Source organism: Flavobacterium arundinis, assembly GCF_038289855.1.
In the GTDB taxonomy this organism is placed as follows: Bacteria; Bacteroidota; Bacteroidia; order Flavobacteriales; family Flavobacteriaceae; genus Flavobacterium; species Flavobacterium arundinis.
Genome location: NZ_JBBYHR010000004.1, coordinates 179,567 through 202,814, shown reverse-complemented (window position 1 = coordinate 202,814; position 23,248 = coordinate 179,567). Strand labels below are relative to the sequence as shown.

Sequence of the window (23,248 nt, the reverse complement as noted above, 5' to 3'; positions counted from 1 at the left end):
AGGACGCTTTGAGTTTTCAAAGCGTCCTTTTTTACTTAAATAGCCTGCAAAAGCTGCTTTGCAAGTTCTTTTGAATGAAAAGAAGTGCCACGGATGAATTTGTCATTCTTATAAAAATCATACCAATTCGTATTGTTATGATGGTCCCTGAGCCTCACGGTAATTTCACGCTGATCGGGAGTAATGCGTACATCAGCCTGGTAAGTATATTTGCTTATCCTCATCTGCACCAAAAAGCCTGATAAATGCGCATAATGACAAAACACATTGCTGCCTTTCTCAATAATGTTAAAATAAAAATGCGTATATGAATAAGGCTTGAGCGCCTTTATAGCATTAACAATATCCTCGCCCTTCGGAAGAAAATATTTTTTATCATACCCATCTATAATATGCCTGAGCTTTCCCTGCTCAGTATAAAGCCCTGTTATATTCCGTATGCCCCTGGAGTCGTCATAAGAGGCGACCGGCCTTTCTATCAGCTGGCTATCAGAAACGAATGGCAGCGGCGGCATAAGTTCGTCAAGCGACCTGTAGTATTCCTGAGCAATCTTTTCATTTTTAAAATATTTAGCGGATTCATAGGCGCTGCGGGTCGACTCTATTACAGAATTGTCTTTTGTCCTGACTTTCCTGTATGTGCTCACTTTTCCATCTTCATCATAAAGTACATGGGTTTGGGAACTGCCTGATGGGACCGGCATATAGCCGTCATACAATATTTTCCTGCCATATTGTATTTTTCCGTGTCCACGCAATACGCGCGATACTTCACGTCCGTATGCGTCTTGTACCAAATTTCCGGTTACGGGTTCATCGTTATAATGGTCTTTTCCGTACGCATCATACACCCTGTACCCATTAACATTTTTAAGATTATAAAAATATAATCCATAAGCTTTTGAAGTGTCGGTAGCTGTATCATCATAAACCTCAAGGGACCATCTTGAAGCACCATGATGATGCGACTTCTTCAGGAACCCGTTATGGTAAGTTTCCTTATAGTACTCATACAGGTGTTTTGCTTCCGTTTCATCTATAACACCTCCAAAAGGGTTTTTATAAACAACATTTCCTTTAACACGTTCAGGGCCTTTTAATGATGGTATCAGCGGTTCGGGTTCCAGAAAATAGCGGCCATATTCGGTATCGAAAAAACCGTTTTCTTTCATTTCGCTTATAAGGTAAGTTTCAGATCCAAAGCCATCATGTATTTCAATTTTCTTGCAAATAGCGCCATCTTTATCATATGTAAACGGCTTGTATCCTTCGGAATCGTCATAAAACTGCTTGCTGTATTTTTTGGTTTTAGTCACCTTGCCCGATTCCAGGCTTATCTGCTGCACAGCAATTTTTGTCCCTTCGTGATCCCGGACTTCATACCACCTTTTGGAAAACTCACCCTCGCGGTTAAAATATTCGGCTTCCCATACTACATAATTATTAACATCCTTAGGATTAAAATAAATGACATTATTAGCATCGGCATGAAATGATTTTCTAGAATAAGCCTCTCCATAAAAATATATTTTACGTTTATAAAATTCACCATCCAGATATTCATCAGTCTGCATGAGTACATCATCCTCATATATCTTTTTGGTGTAATATTTAGTGTTTAACGCCTCCTGCAGTGTGAGCGGTTTATTATTAAAGTCACTGACATAGCGCACCTTTCTATGTGGCAGGGGTTTTTGCATATCCGGAATCAGCGGAAGCAGGGATGCATAGTACCTTTTAGCCAGCCCGTATTTCCTGATCAGGTCAGAGGACATGAATTCCTCAAGGCTGCCTATGCTTTTCTCGCCCGGCACTGAGGCTGTTTTAAAATCCCCGCTGCCATGATAGCTGACCTGTATTTGTTTCTTTTGCCCTTCCTCTTTTGGGTGAATGTTAAACGTTTTACTATTCGTGCCATAATATTTGGCAGGGTAAACCCAATATTCAGCTATACGGCCTCTGGGGCTGTGTACCTCGATCTTGGAATATTTGAGCTTAAGGTATTCAAAATGATCAACATCATAGAGATCATATATCCCTGTGCTGAAACGATGCTGGTATAGCGTTATAGTTTCGACATGCCTGAACTGGTTAAGTAATTTCTCAGGTGCATCCGACAGTTGGAGGTAAAGTTGTAACCCCGAAAATTTCCCATAAATGTACGATTCCGTTTTTATCGGCTTCTCATCAATGTAGTATTCTTTATCATACGCCAGGTCATCAGAAATAGCACTCTCATTCAATATTTCCCTGTTTCTTCGGTCTCTGTAAATAATTGTTTCCATAGTTATAGGGGTCATAATACATCAATCAAAACACTCCATCAGCAGCAGGTCGCCTTCATTGTGCTCTATCGCTACCATGCCGTCAGCCAATGCTTCATTGCTGCTTCCTGTACGATAGCCAATGGTAAGCTCATCATTATTCAGTTCGTATTTCAGGTTTTTCGAATGTATGCCTGAAACCTTTCCGATAGGTATCAGCGAAAGGGGAGTACTTGCCGGATACCATTTCTCGAATTTTTTAGGCAAAAGGAATATTTTCGAATGGTCGTCAAGTACCACTATCTTTAGCTTGTCTCGATAGCGGACTATATTCGTGATGTTGGTAATGGTATGGTCGGCGCGGCGGCCGGTAGCCCATATAACATTGGCCGCAGGGAACTTGCGGTCAACGAGGAAATCGAAAGCTTTTTCAAGGTCGGTCTTATCCTGGTCAGGCGTGTAGACAATTTCCAAAGGGTATTGCATTTCGCGGTATTGCTCAGGGTCAAGTCCACGGTCGAAATCGCCCAGTAGTACATCAACCTTTACACCAAGGTTGATAACGCGTTCAATAGCGCTGTCGAGCACGATAACGAGGGGTGACCATTCCAATAGCTGGCCCATAAGCTCTTTGCTACATTCGGCCCCATTAGCAATGATGAGTGCAGGTTCCTGGTCGTCGCGGACGATGTGGTGTGATGACATGCTTTTTAATTTGGATATAAAAGTAATATATTTTAGGGAACCCTGCTAAAGCTGGGCAGGCAGCGGATAACGTGTATAATGTGGATTTCAACGGATTTAAATTTTTGCGTTAACAGAAATTACTTAGAGGTCTTCTTTAGCTTAAAAAAGCTTTGCGAATCTTTGTGTCTTCTTTGCTCGACTTTGTGGTATAACCTCATAAAAATAGTATTTTAGCTATAAATATTCTATCGTGCACGTAAGACAAGCCACCCCACAAGACCTCGACACCATAATGCCCATAATCGACGAAGCCCGCCAGATAATGCGCGAAAGCGGCAACATGACGCAGTGGGTTGGCTATCCCTCGCAGGAGATTATTTTAGAAGATATCAATAACGGCTACGGATTCGTTTGTTTGGCCGGCGAAGAAGTTGTCGGCTATTTCTGTTTTATGGCAGGGGAAGACCCGGACCCGAATTATGCAGTTATAGAAGGAGGTGTCTGGTTAAATGATGATCCTTATGGAGTGATCCACCGACTCGCTTCCGGCAGGAAAGCAAAGGGAATCGCAAAAACCTCGTTCGATTTTGCTTTTTCAAAAATCGGCAACGTCAGGGTAGATACCCACCATGGGAATATACCAATGCAGAACTTCTTAAAGAAAAACGGCTTTGCGTATTGTGGTGTAATTTATGTGAATGATGGTACGGCGAGGGATGCGTTCCAAAAGACAGTCTAGTCGTCCAGTTCTTCACTCAATATGATCCCATCCGGAGATATCAGGTGGCGCGCTTTGTCTGTTTCGGCTTCAAAGCAACCGGATTCATCCTCAAAACGGATGTATTTATATTCAACAGGGATAACTGTTTTATTGTCAACAGTTACAACACCCATCATCCGGTCTTTTTCTACAATGACATATTTAAAGTTCTCCACTTTATCAATGTTGTCATATTCAAAAGGAAGCAGCTCTTTCATTGCTAATGAATAAAGCGCATATCTGCCTTGCGTGTTTTGCACTGCCAGAAAATCTTCCGTGATGTCAAAAGGCTTATATTCAGAGGTGATGATGCGTGCTGAACCCAGGGCAACTGTGAGCAGTTTTTGTCCATCTTGCCCCACAATGAATTTTGACCCGCCATCATCAGCAATGTAAATGCCTTTACCCAATTGCTCGATTTGCCTGTATAACGGTTCCATCAGTATTTTACCGTCGTTTCGCACAATGCCCTGCTTGCTGTTTTTAGTGAAATATAGCAGTTCCATGGTATAAGGCTCTAATGTATCGCATTCTAAATTAAAGAGCAGTTTTCCGCTCCTGTCAAATACAGAAAAAGCTTTCTGCTTATTAGCAACAATAAATTCCCCTTTCGCGAAAGCATGATCATATTCGGCAGATAAGAGTATTTGGGCATTAGTATCTGCTACGCCAAACTTTCCGTTTTTCTTTATGATATAAATGCCTTTTTCTTCATTCATCCAGTTATAAGGATGGTAGGTTATTGCGTCATATTCAAAGGGAATAACAGTGCTTTCTTTTGTAGTGATCCCCATTTTATTACCCCGTGCTGCAATATAATACTGGTAGTCATACGTAGACAACGTATCATTAACAAATGGCGAAACCATTTCCCCCTTCACGTTCACCAGGCCGTATTTGCCATTTTGGTTATGAATGTATGTCGGCTTGCTCTTTTCATACCTGTACAATTTGTCGTTGGAAATACTGTCTACGGATAACAGCTTTCCTGACGTACTATATTTTTCGATGCGGTGCTTTGTATAGCCGTAAACAATCGTAAATCCGCCATCCGCATCTTCGCTAAAATTATCGGCATTTGTTTCCAGGTCGATTTTTTGTGTTGCAAGGTTGTACAGCTTTATCCCCGGCTGTCTTAGTATTAGTTGGTTATTTGCCGTGATGTCATTATACTTTAGCTGCCAATATTTATAAGTGTTGAAAGACGCGATCTTTTCGCCTTCAAAATATAGGTCAGTATCCGCATTATTTTTGTCGGTATGCCTCCTTGCAACCATGATCCGGTTAACATATTTGTCAATAACTTTTGACTTTTCCGGAGCCGGGTACGGCTCATCAAAGCTACGCAACGCTATAGATAAGTCGTCGTATTCACCCGCCGGAAAAAGAATTTTTCCATCGGCATCAATAAGCCCGCATTTCCCTGATTGATCATAGAATTTGAAAACCTTTGAGTAGGTTGCTTCCAGTTCGGGGCTAATATGACTGAAGTTCTTGAAATCAACCAAATATTCTAATTTCGGGTGCGCAAATTTGGAAACGTTATTATTTTCATCCATGACCCGCATCATGCCATTGTCATCTACCAGGTAGTAGCCATTCCTGTAGGCCATAACATTTACCGTGAGTGGCGTGGCAATCATAGTACTGTCCAATAACGTATCATAATTCTCACCTTTTTTAGCCACAATGCGCCCATTGCCAATCACAATATATTCTTTGTAAACGGCATCGGTTTTTTTACCGGTCTTTTGACTGTAAAAACCATAAAGCGGGCTTCCATATTGGGTATATGCTACAATATAGGCATCAGAATAGTCGGTATATTTTATATCGGTGCAATCGCCCAGTACCTTTGTTATTTTTCCGTTTTCATACAGGAGGAGTGCCTTGCTGTAAATGTCCTGACTTAACTGAGGTTCGCCGTACTCATCTGTTTTTTTTCCTTTTTCCAGTATCTTATTTTCTATGACCTGGAAGCACACTTTTTTGTAGTCGTCATCCATTGTCATCGCGCCTTCGGAATATTGAATATCAAACGGATACAGCTGATTTCCTAATGCATCGAACACAGATGTTGTATTCTGTTTGTAAACATAAAAGAGGTTGTCCTTCAGCGCATCGCCTTTAACCGGGCCAATGCCACCATATAGTACGGGTATAATGGTTTCGCCTTTGCTGCCCAGCATTCCGTGAAGCGTATCTTTCGAAACAAGGTAATTGCCATCCATCATCGGATTGATCATGTCGTATTTCGCGGGAATAATAATCTTTCCGGACACATCTTTCACACCATTCTTTTTGCCATCTGTAAAAAACATCGTCTTTGGTATCCAGCCGTCAAACCAGTAGCTTTTAGTAAATTCCGTATATCGCTTTATTTCACGTTTTTGTTTTGCAGGTTTTTGCTTTTTACCTGACAGCTGTCCGTATATGCTGTAGATGGTTTTAACCTTATTATTATAGGCTATAACAGTTGGGTATTGCGTATCGAAGTCGGTATATTGTATCAGGAAGTCGAATTTCGATTTTACCATCGTATTGTCCCGGTCTGCATTCACAAAACCCCATTTGCCTTTTTTTCTGAAGAAGAATAATCCATACTGCTTTGGTACGATTTCATCATAGTCTGCTTTGAGGATGGTCTCGCCCGATATTTTCTTCAGGCCGTATCTTCCGTCTTTAATAAAAATAACACCTCGTGGATGCTCCAAAATCAGGTTCGATATTTCATCACCGTAGAAGATGTTTCCAACTTTGCCATTCAGCCTGAAATTTCCGTATGGCGTAATAGTATCATATTTTACTTCGGCATAAGAGCTTTTCTTCGATTCGTTGTAAACGCCATATTTCCCTGATTTTTTTACAATGAAATAATCATCGTCAATTTCGTCTGCATTTTCAAATTCCTTATTGAGAATGAAATTTGCTTTGTAATTTATAAAATCAGAAAGCCCGTAGCTGCCGTCATTTTTATAAATGCTATCGAATTGGGGCTGCTGGGCAACCATACGAAAGCCTGCCAATAGGAACAATACTTGTAATGTTATGGCAGGCTTTATAGTCACTTTATGGTTTTACTTTGAATATATACAAATATCGTGCAATTATTATTGAATTACATAATTCGAAGCATCTACTTCGCCCAGCCTGAAGTAACCCATAGCAAAGTTTTTTTCATTTGTTTGGTTAACAATATTGCCACGCGCATTTACAGGAGGTGTCTGGAAAGGGCCGCTTCCTGCACCACCTTCAACCATGCTTATAATTATAGACATGTAATTGTAATACCTTTCAGAGATACCATACAGCTTAAAGTCAACAGAGTCCCCGGCCTTAAAGTCCTCATCAGATACAATTGCGGACATGAGGTTACCCTGTTCGAATTCGTCCTTAATTGCGCCATATTCAGGAAAGGGATATATATTCGTGTCGACACGGGCCAGATAGAAATTATTTTCAGCGCCATCGTCCTGGAAATAATACCTCAACTCAATATTATCACCTGTAAAACCGCCTTCGTTATCCTGTACTATACTCGCAATCTCGGGTACCGGGAATAGTTTTTCAGATGCGGTATAGGTCTCTCCGTCATACACAATTGTTAAAACATACGTTTCCCCAATAACAGGTTCAAAATTAGTGCATACATACTCGCCTGTGCCGGGTATCTCAATAAAGTCGAATACCGTACTGGTGCTGTTTGTAATAAATACCGTAGCGCCCGATGCTACCGGTACTGTATTTTCATAATAGCTTCCGGTCGTAGTAAGTGTTATTTTCTGTTCGCTGCCATCGGTGCCTCTTACCCAGTCGATAGAGGCGTCTACCGCCAACCTCGGCGGCGCTGTATTAAGGTCGACATCTATTACCTCTTCGCAGGAAGCAAAGAAAAATGTGGTCAATATCAGTAGTATATATTTTATGTTTTTCATCGGATTAAAATTTAAAGTTGTAGGTAACGCTCGGGATAATGCCGAAAATAGAAAGCCTTACAGCTTCGTTCCTTCCGGAATCTTCATTCTGCCTGAATGTAATTGAAGCCGCATTATGCCTGTTATAAAGGTTGTAGATGCTGAAAACCCATTCGCCCTGCCAGCCTTTTTTCTTCTCAGGTTTTGGCGTATAGGTTGCCGAAACATCGAGGTGGTGGTACATCGGCATCCTTTGTGAGTTCCTTCCGCCAAATACAGGCACGTTTACACCGCCATACTGGTATTGCCCTACAGGGTAAGTTGCTGCCTGGCCCGACTGCAACGCGAATATCGTCCCGAATGACCATTTATCAGTAAGCTGGTAGCTGCCTGTGACCGAAAGGTTGTGCAGCTTGTCGTAGCCCGTCCTGTACCATTCGCCATTATTGATGCCGGTTTCCCCGGGAGCCCTGCCCGGAGTTTGCTGCTCTGATCGTGACAGGGTATAGGATACCCATCCTGTGAGGTCGCCCCGGTTTTTCCTGAATAGTACTTCGAGGCCATACGACCTTGCTTTGCCGCTAAGCAGTACCTGCTCAATAGCTTTGTTCGCAATCAGGTCGGCACCGTCTATATAATCCAGCTTGTTTTTTATCTTTTTGTAAAACGATTCTACCTCCAGCGTGTAGGCATCATCTTTAAAATTCCTGAAATAACCTACTGCAAACTGGTCCAACAATTCCGGTTTTACAAAATCGTCGCTCGGTGCCCAAACGTCCAGCGGGGTAGGCGAAGAGGTGTTCGTTATCAGGTGCAGGTATTGTGCCATACGGTTGTAGCTCGCCTTAACCGACTGGTTATCATTAAGCTTATAGGCTATGGAAGCGCGGGGCTCAAAGTTATTAAAATCAGCTATTGTTTCGCCACTGCCATACGTCCTTGTACCTGTAGGGGTAGCTTTTTCATAAATTTTAAGCTCATTGTCAAAGGTTACAGACTGGTTGTTGGCATACGTATTTAGTGTCTGGCTGCCAAGGCGGTAAAACATACTGTATCGAATCCCGTAGCTTACGGTAATGTTTTCGGTTAGCTCCTGTTCGGCATCAATATAAGCCGCAGGCTCAAAAGCATGTTTTTTCTCAAGCTGGTCCGGGTTTATGGCAGAGTCTGATCCCATAGGCGTTATAGTACCGGGATTAAAATCATAGTATATCGTGTTGAGGCCATAGTTAAGTTTGAATTTATCGCTGATGTAGTGCTTCAGGTCGTATTTAAAGTTGTAGTTCTTGATACCCGAATCCCATTTAAGCCCTATAAAGCCTAGCTCAAGGCCATAATAATAATCGCTGTATATCAGGCTGGTATTAGAGAAAAGCTTGTCGCTGAAAAGGTGGTTCCAGCGGAGGTTAAGCACGGCATTTCCATATACATTATTAAAGCTGTCGCTGATGTCCAGCAGGTCGCGGCCAAAATAGCCCGAAAGGTATAAATTATCATTCCTTCCAATGTTATAACTCAGCTTGGTATTGAGGTCATAGAAATAAGCTGAGTTATCATTATCAGCGAGCTTAAGGAAAAGGTGCGCATAGGATGCCCTTCCGCCTATAAGGAACGAAGCCTTGTCTTTAACGATAGGCCCTTCTGCAAGTAAGCGGCTCGAAATCGCACCTATACCGCCTGTCATGTGGTATTCTTTCTTGTTTCCTTCTTTCTGGTAAATATCCAATACTGATGACAGCCTTCCGCCGTAGCGTGCCGGTATGCCGCCCTTGTATAATTTCAGGTCTTTAATGGCATCCGCATTAAAAACCGAAAAGAAACCAAAAAGGTGGGAGGAGTTGAAAATAGTGGCTTCGTCCAGGAGGATAAGATTTTGGTCGGCAGAACCGCCACGCACGTTAAAGCCCGAAGCGCCTTCGCCGGCATTGGTTACACCGGGAAGGGTAAGAAGTGATTTCAGTACATCCACTTCGCCCATTACAACCGGCATTTTCTTTATTTCTTCAGATGACAGCCTGTTAACACTCATTTCGGGTTTCCTTATGTCTGCTTTTCTTTGATCGCCCGAGATTACAACCTCCTGTAATTCCTGGCTGCTTGAAGTAAGGCTGAAGTTCTTCCGCACGTTACTGGTCAGTACGATGGTCTCTTCCTGCGTGGCGAAGCTTACATAGCTTATCTGGACAGTATAAGTCCCGGGAGGGAGCGAAATAGAGAAGAAACCGTATTCGTTAGTTGTGGCGGCTTTTTGTACCTCTTTAATGTAAACGCTTGCGCCAATGAGCGTTTCGTTACTGCTGCCATCGGCAATGGTACCGCTAAGGGTAAATTTTTCCTGTGCAAATACGCTGCCCAGGAACATGATTAGGAATACCGTAAGATAGCCTTTCGTTCGTAAGATCATGATGTGGTTTGTTTGTTTTGATTGATTGACGAATTGTGTGCAAAGTTGCGTTATTTTCCGCAGATACATTTATGCATTTTCCGGAAAGCCTGCAATTTTACATCTCTTATTTTTCTTTTTCGATTTGATAACGCAGGTATGACGCTTTAAATTGCTGAATGTTACAAACTTTACAGAAAATTAATACAAAAAAATGTCTTTGTTATAGCACCGCAAATCTGATAGTACTTTCCTTATGTGCGATTTAGCTTTAATGATTATGTAATAAGCTAAAACACAAATTAGCTGATGTAATTCCAAATATTCTTCTTTTTCCCCATTTCGATAAATGCATGGCGCAACGCAGCATGCTCGGGTTTTTCCATTGGGGCATCATCTTTAAGGAGCTTCAGGGCGTGCTCACGGGCAAGCATCAGTATATCGCGGTCTTTCACAAGATCGGCAATCTGGAGGTTGAGTACGCCACTCTGCTGTGTCCCCATAATGTCGCCTGGGCCGCGCAGTTTCAGATCAACCTCCGCTATCTCGAAGCCGTCATTCGTTCGGGTCATGGTTTCCAGGCGGGTTTTGGTATCGTTGCCCAGCTTGTGCCCGGTCATCAGGATGCAGTAACTCTGTTCGGCGCCACGTCCTACACGCCCGCGTAACTGGTGCAGCTGTGACAAACCAAAGCGCTCGGCGCTCTCTATAACCATCACACTGGCGTTGGGAACATTCACACCTACTTCAATCACTGTTGTAGCAACCATAATATTTGTTTTTCCAGAAGCAAAGCGGGCCATTTCGCTGTCTTTTTCGGCAGGCTTCATCTTCCCGTGCACGATACTCACGCTATATTGCGGCAATGGGAAATCACGCGAAATGCTCTCATAGCCATCCATCAGGTCTTTGTAGTCCATCTTCTCGCTTTCCTGTATCAGTGGGTACACGATATAGATCTGACGGCCTTTCGCAATCTCATCCTTCAGGAATTTCCACACCTTAAGACGGTTACTATCAAACCGGTGTACCGTTTGTATAGGTTTTCGGCCGGGCGGCAATTCATCAATGACTGATATATCGAGGTCCCCATACAGGCTCATAGCCAGTGTCCGAGGAATAGGAGTGGCAGTCATTACCAGCACATGTGGCGGTATGTCGTTCTTGCGCCACAGCTTGCTGCGCTGCTCTACGCCAAAGCGGTGCTGCTCATCTATAACGGCAAGCCCCAGGTTTTTAAACTGCACCTTATCTTCCAGCAGGGCATGGGTTCCAATAATGATATGCAATTCGCCGCTTTCCAGTTGTTCATGAATGATTTTTCGTTCTGAAGTTTTGGTTGAGCCGGTTAGTATCTTTATATTGATACCTAATGGATTGGCTAACTCGCTTAACCCTGTAAAATGCTGGTTGGCGAGTATCTCTGTGGGCGCCATAAGGCAGGCCTGGAAACCGTTGTCAAGCGCCAGCAGCATACTCATCATGGCTACAATCGTCTTGCCGGATCCTACGTCACCCTGCAAAAGGCGGTTCATTTGTGCGGGCTGCCCCATGTCGTTGCGTATCTCTTTGATAACGCGTTTTTGCGCATTGGTCAGGCCGAAGGGCAGGTGGTTATTATAAAAGTCATTAAAGTAGTGGCCTACCTGGGTAAAAGGGTGGCCTTTTATCTTGTGCTTCCGGATGAGATTTTTGGTAATGAGCTGCAATTGTATGAAAAATAATTCTTCAAACTTCAGGCGGAACTGCGCCCGTGCCAGTATTTCATGGCTCTTCGGGAAATGAATGTTGAATAACGCTGCATTTTTCGGTATCAGTTGCAATTCCTGAATCAGGGCAGGTGGGAGGGGGTCTGAAAACTTTGCCTGAGTCTCCCGGAACAGCTGCTGCATGATATTGTTCACTACTTTATTGGTAATTCCTTTCTGTGCCAGCTTTTCGGTTGAAGGATAAAAAGGCTGCATGGCTGAACGAAGGCTTTGCTCATGCTCTGCAAGTGGTTCCATTTCAGGGTGTGCCATATTGAACACACCGTTAAACGAGCTTGCCTTTCCGAAAATGACATAGGGCGTATTGAGCTTCAGGTTCTCGCGGATCCATTTTTGTCCCTGAAACCAAACCAGTTCCATTTCACCGGTGCCATCGGTAAACGTTGCCACAAGGCGTGCCTTCTTTTCACCTACTGTTTTTATATTGATTACTTTTCCCACTACCTGTACCTCCGCGCCACTGTTTATTAGCTCATTGATGCGGTAATAGCGCGTACGGTCGATATAACGGTTAGGAAACAGGTGCAGGAGGTCGCCATATTTATGGATGCCGAGTTCTTTACGCAACAGTTCGCCGCGTGCGGGGCCTACGCCCTTGAGGTATTCTATAGGAGTTTCGAGCAGGTTGTTCATTTAAAAAAGTAATTCTTCCATGCATATACCAACATTAGGGCAGCTGATATTATAGGTACGAAGATAACTATTATTGAGAAATTGGGACATATCTTATATTTCCCGCCTTATCATTATCTTTACACCATGGAAAACCCAGTTTCAAAAGACCCAATGCACGGCGTTACGCTCAAAAAGATCCTTGAAGACCTCGTAGGCTTTTACGGTTTCGATACCCTTGGAGAGCTGATAAAGATAAAATGCTTTAATGAGGATCCAAGCATTAAGTCCAGCCTCACCTTCCTGCGAAAAACCGAATGGGCCCGCAAAAAAGTGGAGGAACTTTATATAAGGGCATTGCCAAAAATGAAATAGTCTTGTGGCTGCCTATAACAAAAAAAATCTTCCCGGCGGAAGATTTTTTTATTTTGGCTGAACTGAAAAATTATTCTGTAACCGTGATAGTCCTGGTGATATACAGGTTGTTCTCCTGTAAGAACCTCAGTTCATAGGTCCCTGCTGCCGTTGCAGTAAAGGTATACGGCTTAGTTAGCGATCCGCTAGGGGTATCGGTACACTGGCATCCCGAATAGTCCACAAGGGCGACAATGTTTTTTGGGAACGTAGTGGTTTGTACAAAACGGTTGAATGCTCCACAACTGTTGGCAACCCTGAATGTCACGTTAAGTGTTATCGGCACGTTTACGGTAGTGGTAGTAGGCCCGGTCACTTCGAGTGATGTCATCTGGCCGTTATAAAAGCAATAGTTGTTATTGTTATCATCAACACTGCATGCCGTTATTGCCGATATGGCAATCAAAAATCCAATAAATTTTATTTTAAGCGTCTTCATAAAAGTGGTTTTCTATTATAGATGATATTTTATGCGATTGGTTGCGTAGCGGCGAGGCTTTTTTTAACGTAAAATTACAATGCTGAAACCCGCCTGAAAACTTTGCCCTGATGCTAAAATCGTAATGCTTTCTTTTTCAACAATATTGCCGGAAGCGTCATGCGGGTCTGAATATCCTTTCCATGGCTCAATGCATAAAAATGGCGCATTTTGTTTTGTCCAAATGCCCAGGTGCGGAAAATCGCTGAACGCCACCTTCAGGAGAGGGTCGCCATTCTTTACGATCTCTAACGTGCGTGAGGTATGGTTTTTCAGGATAAGCGCATCATTTTTAAACAGTTCATAAGTAAGCGGGAGCACCTTGTTTTGAACAGGTAATGTTATCGTTTTGTCAGATAGCAGGTCGTTTTCCAGCTGCGTGCTTATGGGCTGTTCGTCGTTTTCGAAGATCAGGCTGTACTCCTCAAAATTTCCGGGCAGGGCAAAAGCAGGGTGCGCCCCTATAGAAAATGGCATATCACCTCCGCTTTTATTGCTTACGGTGTAGTCGATACGAAGCGTTTTTCCCTCGAGCGTGTAGGTGAGTTCCAACTCAAAATCAAAAGGATACAACCGTTTTGTATCATCATCGGATAATAATGAAAAAACTACGCTGTGTCCGTTATGGCTTTTTACGGCGAATTCTTTATCCCTGGCAAATCCGTGGCGTGTCATAGCATAGGTTTTTCCTTCAAAAAGGTAGCTGTTGTTTCGTAATGTGCCTACTATCGGGAATAATACAGGCGAATGTTTTCCCCAAAAGTCAGGATTGCCTTCCCACATGTATTCGTTGCCGGTAGTGTCTTTTAAAGAATTCAGTTCGGCTCCCCTCGGGTTGATGGTAGCAGTAAGGATGTCGTTGTTGATCGTAATATTCACGTTATATTTTGTGTTGGTTGCAAAGGCTAATTTAGGCAATTGTCTAATAACAGGCAACCGATTGCAATGGGTATGTACTATTGCATTATCCAAATCGTTATCTTGCCGTAACTTTAATTTTAGCCATGGACAGATTTTTATTGCCACTGCTCTTACTGTTTACAATCACCTGCAACGCCCAAAAGAATGCCACAAAAGCTTCTGCCGAATACAGGCATGCGCAGCAACTCCTTAAGGATAAAGATTATTTTAATGCACGTGACTATATTTCTATAAACGATAAGCATTTCAGCAAATTTGAAAGACTTGTGCTACAAGCGAATACCGATAATATTTTTAACAGAGCATCGCAGTCGAATGAGAAAATAGTTGAAGCTTTCAATAAATTCCCTGATCAGCTAAGCGACTCCCTTCAATTGAGCCTTAGGCGGCTGAAACATGCCAACCATGCACGCCTTTTTCAGTATGCCGAAGCCAATGCTGTGGTAAAAGATATTCTTGCGACACCTACACGATTTCTGGATGCTGCGGAAATTGCCGATTATTACAACATGGGCAATATATGGACATTGCTGGCCGGGCAGCCAAAACAGGAAGTGATCGTTAGTGAGGCTACATTTATAAAAATGAAAAGGGATAAGGCACAACTCACCAATCTTCCGGTAAAGGCTGGAAATGTAACCATTGACTTTATTTTTGATACCGGTGCTAATCTTTCGACAGTGACGGAAACTACTGCCGTTAAACTTGGTATGAAGATATTGGGCGGAAGCATTCAGGTAGGTTCGATCACAGGTGCTACAGTCAACGCAAAAATGGCAATTTGCCCGCAGTTTACGATAGGAAGTATAACCATAAAAAATGCTGTTTTCCTGGTTTTCCCTGATAGCGCGCTGGCTTTCCCGCAGATAGATTACCAGATAAACGGTATCATTGGCTTCCCCGTGATCGAGGCTATGAAAGAGATACAGGTTACGCAGGAGGATGAATTCATTGTCCCTAAAAACATGACGGCAAAAAGCGGGCAGGAAATGGCGCTCGATTTCCTTACACCTGTAATAAAGATAAACGATGAGTATTATACTTTCGATACCGGTGCTGTAAGCACTTCACTGTATACCAAATATCTTGAAAAACATAAGGACGAAATAATTGGTGCTTACAAAGAAACCGATCTGGATTTTGGCGGGGCAGGGGGTATGACGACCAAAAGAGGTTACAGCGTAAACTTACCGCTCATTATAAACAGTAAACAGCTGACACTCGAAGGCGTACAGCTGTTTACTGAAAAAATTGATAGCGAAGAGAGTCATTTCTACGGGAACATAGGGCAGGACCTTATAAAACAGTTCCAAAAAATGACCATCAACTTCAGCGCAATGTTCGTGAAGTTCGACTAAGCCAGTTTATGCCCGCGAATCGTCGCGGGTCTTTTTCACCAGGCCAATGCCTGCAATAAAAAAAATTAGCCCTATAACTCCGTATATAGCTGTCGTTTTTATATTCTGCTCGCCGGTTGTCGTATTGGCAAATATATAAGCCGCATAGATAAGGCCGATGATCCCAAGAACAGTCAGGATGGCACCAAAAATTCGTTTCAAATTCATAATAGGTTGTTTTAATAAGATGTTTACAAATTTCAGCCTTATTTAAATATTCCGATGAGTGTTTGTAAAAACATTAACACTAACATCATATTTAGTTCAAATAATTTTGAAAATATCAGTAATTATTGAGCTTATCAATATCACGTACAATAATACTTACAAACGAAAAGCTAAATAAAAGTTATTTAGTCTTAAACCGTTATGAAGGAATGATTTAATTGCTGAAATTGCACCATGATTTGAACGGAAGTTTAACTCTTAATAAAAATATTATGAAATTATTATACCTCCTATTATTCGTTTTTGGCCTGATGCTTACAGGTTATCTTTTCCTTAATGATTTCAGTTTTGATAATATAAGCTTCAGTAATTATCTTATTAGTACGCTGGCAATATTATTGTCGTCATGCCTGGTTATTGGTGGAATTTTATGGCTATTTTCAAGAAGGAAAAGCAATTATAAAGATATGATGACTATACGTCAATACTACGCTTATAAAAGCGCGCGTTAATTCACGGACACGCTTTATAGAAAACCCGGGAATGTAAGCCCGGGTTTTTGTTTCTAAATTTTTGATAATTGGCCAATAGCATACTCTAATGAAGGAAGTACTGTTTCCCCAAGAATTAATGAACTGATTTTAATTTCTTGAGTCAAATAATTTGTTTGAATGTAATCCTTCAAAGATTCTATCCATGATAATTCATTTTTAAGTTTAAGTATAAAAGCTTCATGTTTATATCGTTTGTTGAAAATGTTCGCTATTAGACGTTTATTATTGCTGCTTGAAGTCATCCAGATATCACCAAAAACTTTATAATCAATATAATTTAGTATTGGTATATCGTAATAAATTGCGTGATGAGTTCCAACTAAAACAATTTTACTGTAAAATGTAGTTAGGTTTTCTTTCAATTCAGAGATTAATATCTCAATATTTTCCGGCTGAAAATCACTAGCTGACTCAATTAAAATGTTTTTAGTAAAGTCAAGAAATTCTATAAATTTTGGATTTCTTTTCGAATGAAATGCTAAGCCGTATGCATATTCATAATTAAGTTCTTCAAGAATATTTGTGTTTAATAGCCTCTTTTCTTTTAAATTAAGTATATTTTCTTTACCATATTCTATTATATCCTCTTGATTCAAATTAATCAAATTTAATTCGGAATAATTTAATAAAACGGCAGTTACATGTATTATAACATATTTGTCAATAAATTTAAAATTTTTAAAATCTTCAATTACATTAGTATAATAGCTCAAAAAAGTATCATCATCAAGATCATATAACCTCCAAAACTTAATCCAAGTAGGTGTTTTTTCATTATCATAGTATTTACTCGAATCTATGGAGTTTTTTATGCTTTTATCATCTGATTCTCCATAAATAAAAAAAGATGAATAATCTTGAGGTAAAATAGGTGATTGCCCTGTGTTAAACATGGAATATTTATCTCTTAAAATATCTATGGGTTTTTTATCATTTTCATCAAAAGTGAAGTTTAAGAAAAAATCATTAATGTCTTTTTCTATCATATCTCCTTTCTTTAATTCGAAAGATAAGATGAAAAATGATTCGATGATATGATTAAGAAGATCTATTTTATTATTCTCTATTTTCGGTAGATAGTAATGAAACCTTTCATAGTCCAGTATAGATTGTTTTAAATGTCTTAAATTATTATAACCAGCGGTTTCAAAAATATTTTTAATTATATCTTTTTTAGAATTTAATAGGTCTATGACATGGGTATTGGTTAGTTGACTAATAAAATGGTCTACAGAACTATCAAAATCTGGTTTAATGTCAAAACTTTTACCGATTAATTTTTCTTTAATGAATGCAAATTTATTTTTTTTTGATTCTCCGTCTGATTTTATAATTTCTTCTTCATTTCCAACAATGATAACTTTCAGTCCTTTATTTTCAACAAATTGATTGATATAACCCAATAGATCTTCTATTGGTATACTACATCTTTCCAAATCATCAAAAACAATTACATTATTATCAAGATTATTTAAATATTCGGGAAGAACTATATCTGGAATACCTTGATTTATTGTAACGTCACTTTTTTTATCTCCATTCAAATCTAGATTGATAGTGGTTTTAATAAGACCTTTTAAAACTTTCCCTGCAAGCCTCATTCCTTTTGAAGATAAAATAGGATGCAATTGCTGAAATATACTTTCATCAATATCTTTAAAGCTACCCATCCCATATAAGCTTACTCTTAAAAATGTTGTTGAAGAATTTTGTTGTATAAAATTATCTAAAAACCACGATTTTCCAGTACCCCAATTTCCTCTAATAAAAACTGCAAATTCAGGTGGGTTTTCTATATTTATATAGTAATTTAAATATCTATTTACGTGTTCATTCATATAGGTAGGAAATTTTTATGAATTTAATAATTATATTTTATAAGAAATTAAGTTATTATAGATAAATTAAAATAACCCCCAACAACGTTGAGGGTTTTGAATCAATTTTCTAATGGTTATAGCATGAGTAAGCCAATCATCAATAGAAAATAAAAAATAAAAAATTATTTAGTTTTTCACAAGGTCGCTTTGGTTCCTGAATACCAGTTCGCCGTCAAAGCTATCAAGCAGGATGATGCTATCTGTAGTTACCTTACCGGAAAGTATCTGTTTCGAAAGCTCGTTCATCACTTCTTTTTGGATCACACGTTTTACAGGGCGTGCGCCAAAGTCAGGGTCGTAGCCTTTTTTAGCGAGATAGTCGATAGCTTCCGGTGTGGCGTCCAGTGTAATATTCTGCTTTGCCAGTAATTTGGTTACCGATTTCAGCTGAAGCCCTACGATCTCCTTAATATTATCAGCGCTCAGCGGGGTGAACATCACGATATCGTCTATACGGTTGATGAACTCCGGGCGAACGGTTTGTTTCAGCAGACCAAGCACTTCAACTTTGGCGGCTTCAATAGCATTTTCGATATTGCCTTTAAAAGTTTCGAATTTCTCCTGTATAATACTGCTTCCCATATTGGAAGTCATAATAATGATCGTGTTCTTAAAGTCTGCTACACGGCCTTTGTTGTCGGTAAGCCTTCCTTCATCTAGCACTTGCAAGAGTATATTGAAAGTGTCCGGGTGTGCTTTCTCGATCTCATCCAGCAATACTACCGAATACGGTTTTCTCCTCACAGCTTCGGTAAGCTGGCCACCCTCATCATAACCCACATATCCCGGAGGCGCACCAACAAGGCGGCTCACACTGTGGCGTTCGCTATACTCGCTCATATCGATACGGGTCATTGCGTTCTCATCATCAAACAGGTAGGAGGCAAGGGCTTTCGCTAATTCGGTTTTACCCACACCCGTTGTACCCAGGAACAGGAAGGATCCTATCGGTTTCTTCTGGTCCTGCAATCCGGCACGGCTCCTGCGCACAGCATCGCTCACGGCCTCAATAGCTTCTTCCTGGCCTACAACGCGCCTGTGCAGTTCATCCTCAAGGTTGAGCAGTTTTTCACGCTCGCTTTGCAGCATTTTGGTTACCGGTATGCCCGTCCATTTAGCAACCACTTCAGCGATATCCTCCTGGGTCACTTCCTCTTTTATCAGGCTTTGGCCTTTATGGGTTTCTGCCAATTGACTTTCAAGGGTATCCAATTTGTCCTGTGCTTCCTTGATCTTACCATAACGAAGCTCGGCTACTTTACCGTAGTTGCCTTCGCGTTCGGCCCTTTCGGCTTCTGCCTTAAAGTTCTCGATCTCGGTTTTAGCGGCTTGTATGTTATCAACAACATCCTTCTCGCTTTTCCATTGGGCGTAGATCTCGTTGCGATCCTCTTTCAGGTTGGCGAGCTCCATGCCGAGCGATTTCAGTTTCGGCTCGTCATTTTCACGCTTGATGGCTTCGATCTCGATCTCCAGCTGCATGATCTTACGGTCAAGCACATCCAGCTCTTCCGGCTTGGAGTTGATCTCCATTCGCAGTTTAGAGGCCGCCTCATCCATAAGGTCGATAGCCTTATCGGGTAGGAAACGGTTCGTAATATAGCGTTGCGACAATTCCACTGCTGCAATGATAGCATCATCTTTAATCCGCACCTGGTGGTGGGTCTCATATTTTTCCTTGATACCGCGAAGGATGGATATAGCGCTTTCGGTATCCGGCTCATCTACCATTACCTTTTGGAAACGGCGTTCCAGCGCTTTGTCTTTTTCGAAATATTTTTGGTATTCATCTAATGTCGTTGCACCTATCGCACGCAGCTCACCACGGGCAAGTGCAGGTTTCAGGATGTTCGCGGCATCCATCGCGCCCTCGCCGCCACCGGCACCCACAAGGGTATGTATCTCGTCAATAAAGAGTACGATATCACCCTCGGCAGAGGTCACTTCCTTTACCACCGATTTCAATCGCTCTTCAAATTCACCTTTATATTTGGCGCCTGCTATCAATGCGCCCATATCAAGCGAATACACAACCTTATTTTTCAGGTTCTCCGGTACGTCGCCCTGGATGATACGGTGCGCAAGTCCCTCGGCAATAGCGGTCTTACCCACGCCCGGCTCACCCACGAGCATCGGGTTGTTCTTGGTACGGCGCGACAATATCTGCAGCACACGTCGTATCTCCTCATCACGCCCGATCACCGGATCCAGCTTGCCTTCGTTAGCCAACTGGTTAAGATTTTTTGCATATTTGTTAAGCGAATTGTAAGTCTCTTCTGCGCTTGCAGAGGTTACCCGTTCGCCTTTGCGGAGTTCGTCTATTGCGGCCCTGAGGCCTTTTTCGGTCACGCCCTGGTCTTTCAGTATTTGGGCTACCTTACTTTTAGAAGCAAAAATAGCCAGCAGCAAATGTTCGATAGAAACGAATTCATCGTTCATTTTGCGTGCAATGTTAGAGGCTTCGGTAAGGGCTGTGCTGGCATCCCGCGAAAGCCCGAGCTCGCCGCCCGATACTTTCGGGAAGCTTTCAATTACCCTGTCCAATACTTGCAGGAACATGGGGAGATTTACATTGAGTTTTTTAAGGAGGAAAGGCGTTACGTTCTCGTCCACTTCCAGTACAGCTTTCACGATGTGCTCGTTCTCTATCTGCTGCTGGCCAAGACTTTGGGCGATTTGCTGCGCCCTTTGTATCGCTTCCTGTGATTTTATAGTAAAATTGGCAAAGTTCATATTCTAATTTCTTTAAATTTGATAAGACTATTTCAATTTGTATTCCGTAAAGTAAAATCCGACAAATTGTCCTGAAAGACTACTGTTTACAGGTGTTTCAACAGACAAAATGTCCTAAAAATGGCACAATGGGCTTATTTAATAAAATATTTGGCGAATCTGATAGTAAAGATACATCATCTTCGGGTTTAGAGTGGAACAATTTAACGTCATCAAAACAACTTGATGATATCATCCAGGAATCGGCAGAGATGCCGGTACTAATCTTCAAGCACAGCACGCGTTGCGGGATCAGCCGTATGGCGCTAAAAGGATTTGAAAGCGAATATGCTATCGATGCCGATAAGGTAAAACCTTATTATCTGGACCTATTGGAACACAGGGATATTTCGAATGAAATTGCCACTATCTTCCATGTCGAGCACCAGTCACCGCAATTGCTGTTGGTAAAGGACGGGGTGGTTACTTATCATACCTCGCACGGGGATATTAATGCCGGAGAAGTGAAAGCAAAAATAGGATAGTGTGGGTTTACGGCATAAATTTTTTAAACCTCAGAATCAGTATACATTGGTTTCCGAATGGAACGACCTGACCGATATAAAACAACTGGATGAAATTATTGCCTTGTCGTTTCACACGCCTGTTGTTATTTTCAAGCACAGTACCCGCTGCGATATGAGCAGTACCATGCTGAGAAAATTTGAAGCCGGTTATGATCTTATCGGGGTGGAGTGCAGGCCTTACTTTTTAGACCTTATAGCGAACCGGCATATTTCCAATGAAATTGCATCACGTTTTGGCGTGGTGCACCAGTCGCCGCAAATTATAGTGATAAAAGGCGGGAAGTCTGTGTACCATGCTTCACATGGGGGGATCGATGTGGGGTTGGTGAAGGGGAAATTATGATTATTTATTCCCTACAGGAAAATACGCTGTGCTACCGTGAATTGCTACAGAAATTATTTCCTTAAGAGAAATTTGTTAAGCAGGTTAAGCAATTCGATTTTCTGTTTAGGAGGTTAATTTCGGCAGCAATAAACCATACATCAATTTTCCCTTTAGGGAATCCATTTTGGTAGCAATAGACATACATGATTCTAAATTTCCCTTAGGGAATTGATAATCATTCTAACTCTCTAAAGATATACCGCTCATCATATTCAACTTCAAATTTCTGGAGGAAATCTAGGTATTCTTCCCGAAATGAAATTTTCTTATGATGAATTTCCTGATTTTCAATATAATCAATGACTGCCTTAACTTGATATTTACTATAAGAGAATGCTCCATAGCCTTCCTGCCATTCGAATTTGCCATTGACAAATCCTTTTTGGTTTATCCAAAGAGAAGAGTTTCGCTTAATATCCTGTAATAGATCAGAAACAGATTGATTAGGCCTCATGCCTATAAAAATATGTACATGGTCGGGCATTCCATTTATTGCTAAAAGTTTGTGTCCCTGTTTTTCAATTATTCCGGAAATGTATAGATACAATTCCTGCTTCCAATGTGGTGCAATTATTCCGTATCTGTGCTTTACGGCAAAAACAAACTGAAGATGAATCTGAGTGTAGGTATTTGGCATTTTATCTTTATAATATAACAAACATAATAAATTGATTAATTCCCTAAAGGGAAATTCCTCGCAATACCGAATATTTTCTACCGAAATTATTTCCCTACGGGAAATTCACTTAGTGGAATGCAATACAGTTTCCCTTTAGAGAATCCATTTGGGTAGCAGGCGTACACGATTTTCAAATTTCCCTTTCGGGAATCTATTTGGGTCACAAGAAGTGTACATAATCCCAAATTCCCTTTAGGGAATCCATTTCGGTAGTAACAACCACAAACGATTCCTAATTTTCCGTAGGGAATTCATTTCGGTAGTTTTAAAGATCAAAACTCACACGTTTGATACATTATTTGAGTTAATTGGAATTATACAATTCCCATGTAGCATCTTCTACAATATAATACCTGGCGTAACTTTGAGCTTGAAATGTACCAAAATTTTTAATCTCAACCTTATCCGTATCTATCATTAACTTAAAGTGTCCCTTTACCTTTACTTTTTTTTCCAGGTAAATACTATCCCAGCTTTTGCAAACCTGCAATTGCATAGACTTCATCATTAGCACGTAATACAGCTCCGTATTTTTCATTTAGTGCGGTTCCAATGACAATATTAGGATTACCTGCATCTTTTCCTGACTTGCAACTCATAACCAGTAAGAAACAAACTAAAAAATATTTCATAATTAACTTTAATTAGAGTCAATCATTTATTCCCCCCAACTAGCGCGAGCAT

General features: G+C 41.1%; 19 protein-coding genes. 6 read left to right on the top strand and 13 right to left on the bottom strand.

Features of this window, described 5'->3' with window-relative positions:
* Positions 1-35: 35 nt before the first annotated feature.
* Positions 36-2,285 (bottom strand): hypothetical protein, encoded by a 2,250-nt coding sequence (locus AAEO56_RS09135; protein ID WP_341696739.1) that lies wholly within the window; start codon positions 2,283-2,285, stop codon positions 36-38.
* Between the two features lie 21 nt (positions 2,286-2,306).
* Positions 2,307-2,969 carry a thiamine diphosphokinase gene (locus AAEO56_RS09130; protein ID WP_341696738.1) on the bottom strand — a complete coding sequence of 221 codons (663 nt, stop codon included), beginning with the start codon at positions 2,967-2,969 and terminating at the stop codon, positions 2,307-2,309.
* Between the two features lie 232 nt (positions 2,970-3,201).
* On the opposite strand from AAEO56_RS09130, the gene AAEO56_RS09125 reads away from it, so the two are divergent.
* A complete protein-coding gene (locus tag AAEO56_RS09125) occupies positions 3,202-3,690 on the top strand; it encodes a GNAT family N-acetyltransferase (protein WP_341696737.1) in 489 nt (162 codons plus the stop codon).
* Here AAEO56_RS09125 and AAEO56_RS09120 read toward each other — a convergent pair.
* From AAEO56_RS09120 to recG, 4 genes are all read right to left on the bottom strand, one after another.
* On the bottom strand, positions 3,687-6,779 hold the full coding sequence (locus tag AAEO56_RS09120) for a WG repeat-containing protein (protein ID WP_341696736.1): 3,093 nt from the start codon (positions 6,777-6,779) through the stop codon (positions 3,687-3,689). The two genes, AAEO56_RS09125 and AAEO56_RS09120, sit on opposite strands and share 4 nt — an antisense overlap.
* Before the next feature lie 42 nt (positions 6,780-6,821).
* Complete coding sequence (locus AAEO56_RS09115) at positions 6,822-7,646, bottom strand: DUF4249 domain-containing protein (RefSeq protein WP_341696735.1); 825 nt, start codon at positions 7,644-7,646, stop codon at positions 6,822-6,824.
* Positions 7,647-7,650: 4 nt separating this feature from the next.
* Complete coding sequence (locus AAEO56_RS09110; protein ID WP_341696734.1) at positions 7,651-10,029, bottom strand: TonB-dependent receptor; 2,379 nt, start codon at positions 10,027-10,029, stop codon at positions 7,651-7,653.
* Positions 10,030-10,310: 281 nt separating this feature from the next.
* Positions 10,311-12,410 (bottom strand): ATP-dependent DNA helicase RecG, encoded by a 2,100-nt coding sequence (gene recG, locus AAEO56_RS09105; RefSeq protein ID WP_341696733.1) that lies wholly within the window; start codon positions 12,408-12,410, stop codon positions 10,311-10,313.
* A 126-nt stretch (positions 12,411-12,536) separates the two neighbouring features.
* Here recG and AAEO56_RS09100 point away from each other — a divergent pair, with 126 nt between their 5' ends.
* Positions 12,537-12,764: a VF530 family protein gene (locus tag AAEO56_RS09100; RefSeq protein WP_341696732.1), complete on the top strand. Its 228-nt coding sequence runs from the start codon at positions 12,537-12,539 to the stop codon at positions 12,762-12,764.
* Positions 12,765-12,834: 70 nt separating this feature from the next.
* Here AAEO56_RS09100 and AAEO56_RS09095 read toward each other — a convergent pair whose 3' ends face one another.
* Both AAEO56_RS09095 and AAEO56_RS09090 read right to left on the bottom strand, forming a co-directional pair.
* Positions 12,835-13,242: a hypothetical protein gene (locus tag AAEO56_RS09095; protein ID WP_341696731.1), complete on the bottom strand. Its 408-nt coding sequence runs from the start codon at positions 13,240-13,242 to the stop codon at positions 12,835-12,837.
* A gap of 63 nt (positions 13,243-13,305) precedes the next feature.
* Positions 13,306-14,160, bottom strand: a complete 855-nt coding sequence (locus AAEO56_RS09090; RefSeq protein WP_341696730.1) for an aldose 1-epimerase family protein — start codon at positions 14,158-14,160, stop codon at positions 13,306-13,308.
* Positions 14,161-14,285: 125 nt separating this feature from the next.
* On the opposite strand from AAEO56_RS09090, the gene AAEO56_RS09085 reads away from it, so the two are divergent.
* Positions 14,286-15,560 (top strand): retropepsin-like aspartic protease, encoded by a 1,275-nt coding sequence (locus AAEO56_RS09085; protein ID WP_341696729.1) that lies wholly within the window; start codon positions 14,286-14,288, stop codon positions 15,558-15,560.
* 6 nt (positions 15,561-15,566) lie between these two features.
* Here the strand turns inward: AAEO56_RS09085 and AAEO56_RS09080 are convergent, their stop codons facing one another.
* Positions 15,567-15,767 carry a hypothetical protein gene (locus AAEO56_RS09080; protein ID WP_341696728.1) on the bottom strand — a complete coding sequence of 67 codons (201 nt, stop codon included), beginning with the start codon at positions 15,765-15,767 and terminating at the stop codon, positions 15,567-15,569.
* A gap of 272 nt (positions 15,768-16,039) precedes the next feature.
* Between AAEO56_RS09080 and AAEO56_RS09075 the strand changes: the two genes are divergently transcribed.
* Entirely contained in the window at positions 16,040-16,279 is a 240-nt protein-coding gene (locus AAEO56_RS09075; protein ID WP_341696727.1) for a hypothetical protein, read from the top strand.
* A gap of 53 nt (positions 16,280-16,332) precedes the next feature.
* Here AAEO56_RS09075 and AAEO56_RS09070 read toward each other — a convergent pair whose 3' ends face one another.
* Positions 16,333-18,159, bottom strand: coding sequence for a P-loop NTPase fold protein (locus AAEO56_RS09070; protein WP_341696726.1), 1,827 nt, complete (start codon positions 18,157-18,159; stop codon positions 16,333-16,335).
* Positions 18,160-18,327: 168 nt separating this feature from the next.
* Positions 18,328-20,934 (bottom strand): ATP-dependent chaperone ClpB, encoded by a 2,607-nt coding sequence (clpB, locus tag AAEO56_RS09065; RefSeq protein ID WP_341696725.1) that lies wholly within the window; start codon positions 20,932-20,934, stop codon positions 18,328-18,330.
* Between the two features lie 128 nt (positions 20,935-21,062).
* On the opposite strand from clpB, the gene ytxJ (AAEO56_RS09060) reads away from it, so the two are divergent.
* Positions 21,063-21,458, top strand: coding sequence for a bacillithiol system redox-active protein YtxJ (gene ytxJ / locus AAEO56_RS09060; protein ID WP_341696724.1), 396 nt, complete (start codon positions 21,063-21,065; stop codon positions 21,456-21,458).
* Between the two features lie 46 nt (positions 21,459-21,504).
* Positions 21,505-21,843 carry a bacillithiol system redox-active protein YtxJ gene (gene ytxJ / locus AAEO56_RS09055; RefSeq protein WP_341696723.1) on the top strand — a complete coding sequence of 113 codons (339 nt, stop codon included), beginning with the start codon at positions 21,505-21,507 and terminating at the stop codon, positions 21,841-21,843.
* A 217-nt stretch (positions 21,844-22,060) separates the two neighbouring features.
* On the opposite strand, the gene tnpA is transcribed toward ytxJ (AAEO56_RS09055), so the two are convergent.
* Both tnpA and AAEO56_RS09045 read right to left on the bottom strand, forming a co-directional pair.
* The gene (gene tnpA / locus AAEO56_RS09050) at positions 22,061-22,522 is read right to left on the bottom strand and encodes an IS200/IS605 family transposase (RefSeq protein ID WP_341696722.1); all 462 of its coding nucleotides are present in this window, start codon (positions 22,520-22,522) and stop codon (positions 22,061-22,063) included.
* Between the two features lie 506 nt (positions 22,523-23,028).
* Positions 23,029-23,196: a hypothetical protein gene (locus AAEO56_RS09045; protein WP_341696721.1), complete on the bottom strand. Its 168-nt coding sequence runs from the start codon at positions 23,194-23,196 to the stop codon at positions 23,029-23,031.
* Positions 23,197-23,248 lie beyond the last annotated feature (52 nt).

Excerpts from the sequence above, each read along its gene's own strand:
- AAEO56_RS09135 (WP_341696739.1), bottom strand. The coding sequence starts at position 2,285 with ATGGAAACAATTATTTACAGAGACCGAAGAAACAGGGAAATATTGAAT.
- AAEO56_RS09130 (WP_341696738.1), bottom strand. The coding sequence starts at position 2,969 with ATGTCATCACACCACATCGTCCGCGACGACCAGGAACCTGCACTCATC.
- AAEO56_RS09115 (WP_341696735.1), bottom strand. The coding sequence starts at position 7,646 with ATGAAAAACATAAAATATATACTACTGATATTGACCACATTTTTCTTT.
- AAEO56_RS09110 (WP_341696734.1), bottom strand. The coding sequence starts at position 10,029 with ATGATCTTACGAACGAAAGGCTATCTTACGGTATTCCTAATCATGTTC.
- recG (WP_341696733.1), bottom strand. The coding sequence starts at position 12,410 with ATGAACAACCTGCTCGAAACTCCTATAGAATACCTCAAGGGCGTAGGC.
- AAEO56_RS09100 (WP_341696732.1), top strand. The coding sequence starts at position 12,537 with ATGGAAAACCCAGTTTCAAAAGACCCAATGCACGGCGTTACGCTCAAA.
- AAEO56_RS09095 (WP_341696731.1), bottom strand. The coding sequence starts at position 13,242 with ATGAAGACGCTTAAAATAAAATTTATTGGATTTTTGATTGCCATATCG.
- AAEO56_RS09085 (WP_341696729.1), top strand. The coding sequence starts at position 14,286 with ATGGACAGATTTTTATTGCCACTGCTCTTACTGTTTACAATCACCTGC.
- AAEO56_RS09080 (WP_341696728.1), bottom strand. The coding sequence starts at position 15,767 with ATGAATTTGAAACGAATTTTTGGTGCCATCCTGACTGTTCTTGGGATC.
- AAEO56_RS09075 (WP_341696727.1), top strand. The coding sequence starts at position 16,040 with ATGAAATTATTATACCTCCTATTATTCGTTTTTGGCCTGATGCTTACA.
- AAEO56_RS09070 (WP_341696726.1), bottom strand. The coding sequence starts at position 18,159 with ATGAATGAACACGTAAATAGATATTTAAATTACTATATAAATATAGAA.
- clpB (WP_341696725.1), bottom strand. The coding sequence starts at position 20,934 with ATGAACTTTGCCAATTTTACTATAAAATCACAGGAAGCGATACAAAGG.
- ytxJ (WP_341696724.1), top strand. The coding sequence starts at position 21,063 with ATGGGCTTATTTAATAAAATATTTGGCGAATCTGATAGTAAAGATACA.
- tnpA (WP_341696722.1), bottom strand. The coding sequence starts at position 22,522 with ATGCCAAATACCTACACTCAGATTCATCTTCAGTTTGTTTTTGCCGTA.
- AAEO56_RS09045 (WP_341696721.1), bottom strand. The coding sequence starts at position 23,196 with ATGAAATATTTTTTAGTTTGTTTCTTACTGGTTATGAGTTGCAAGTCA.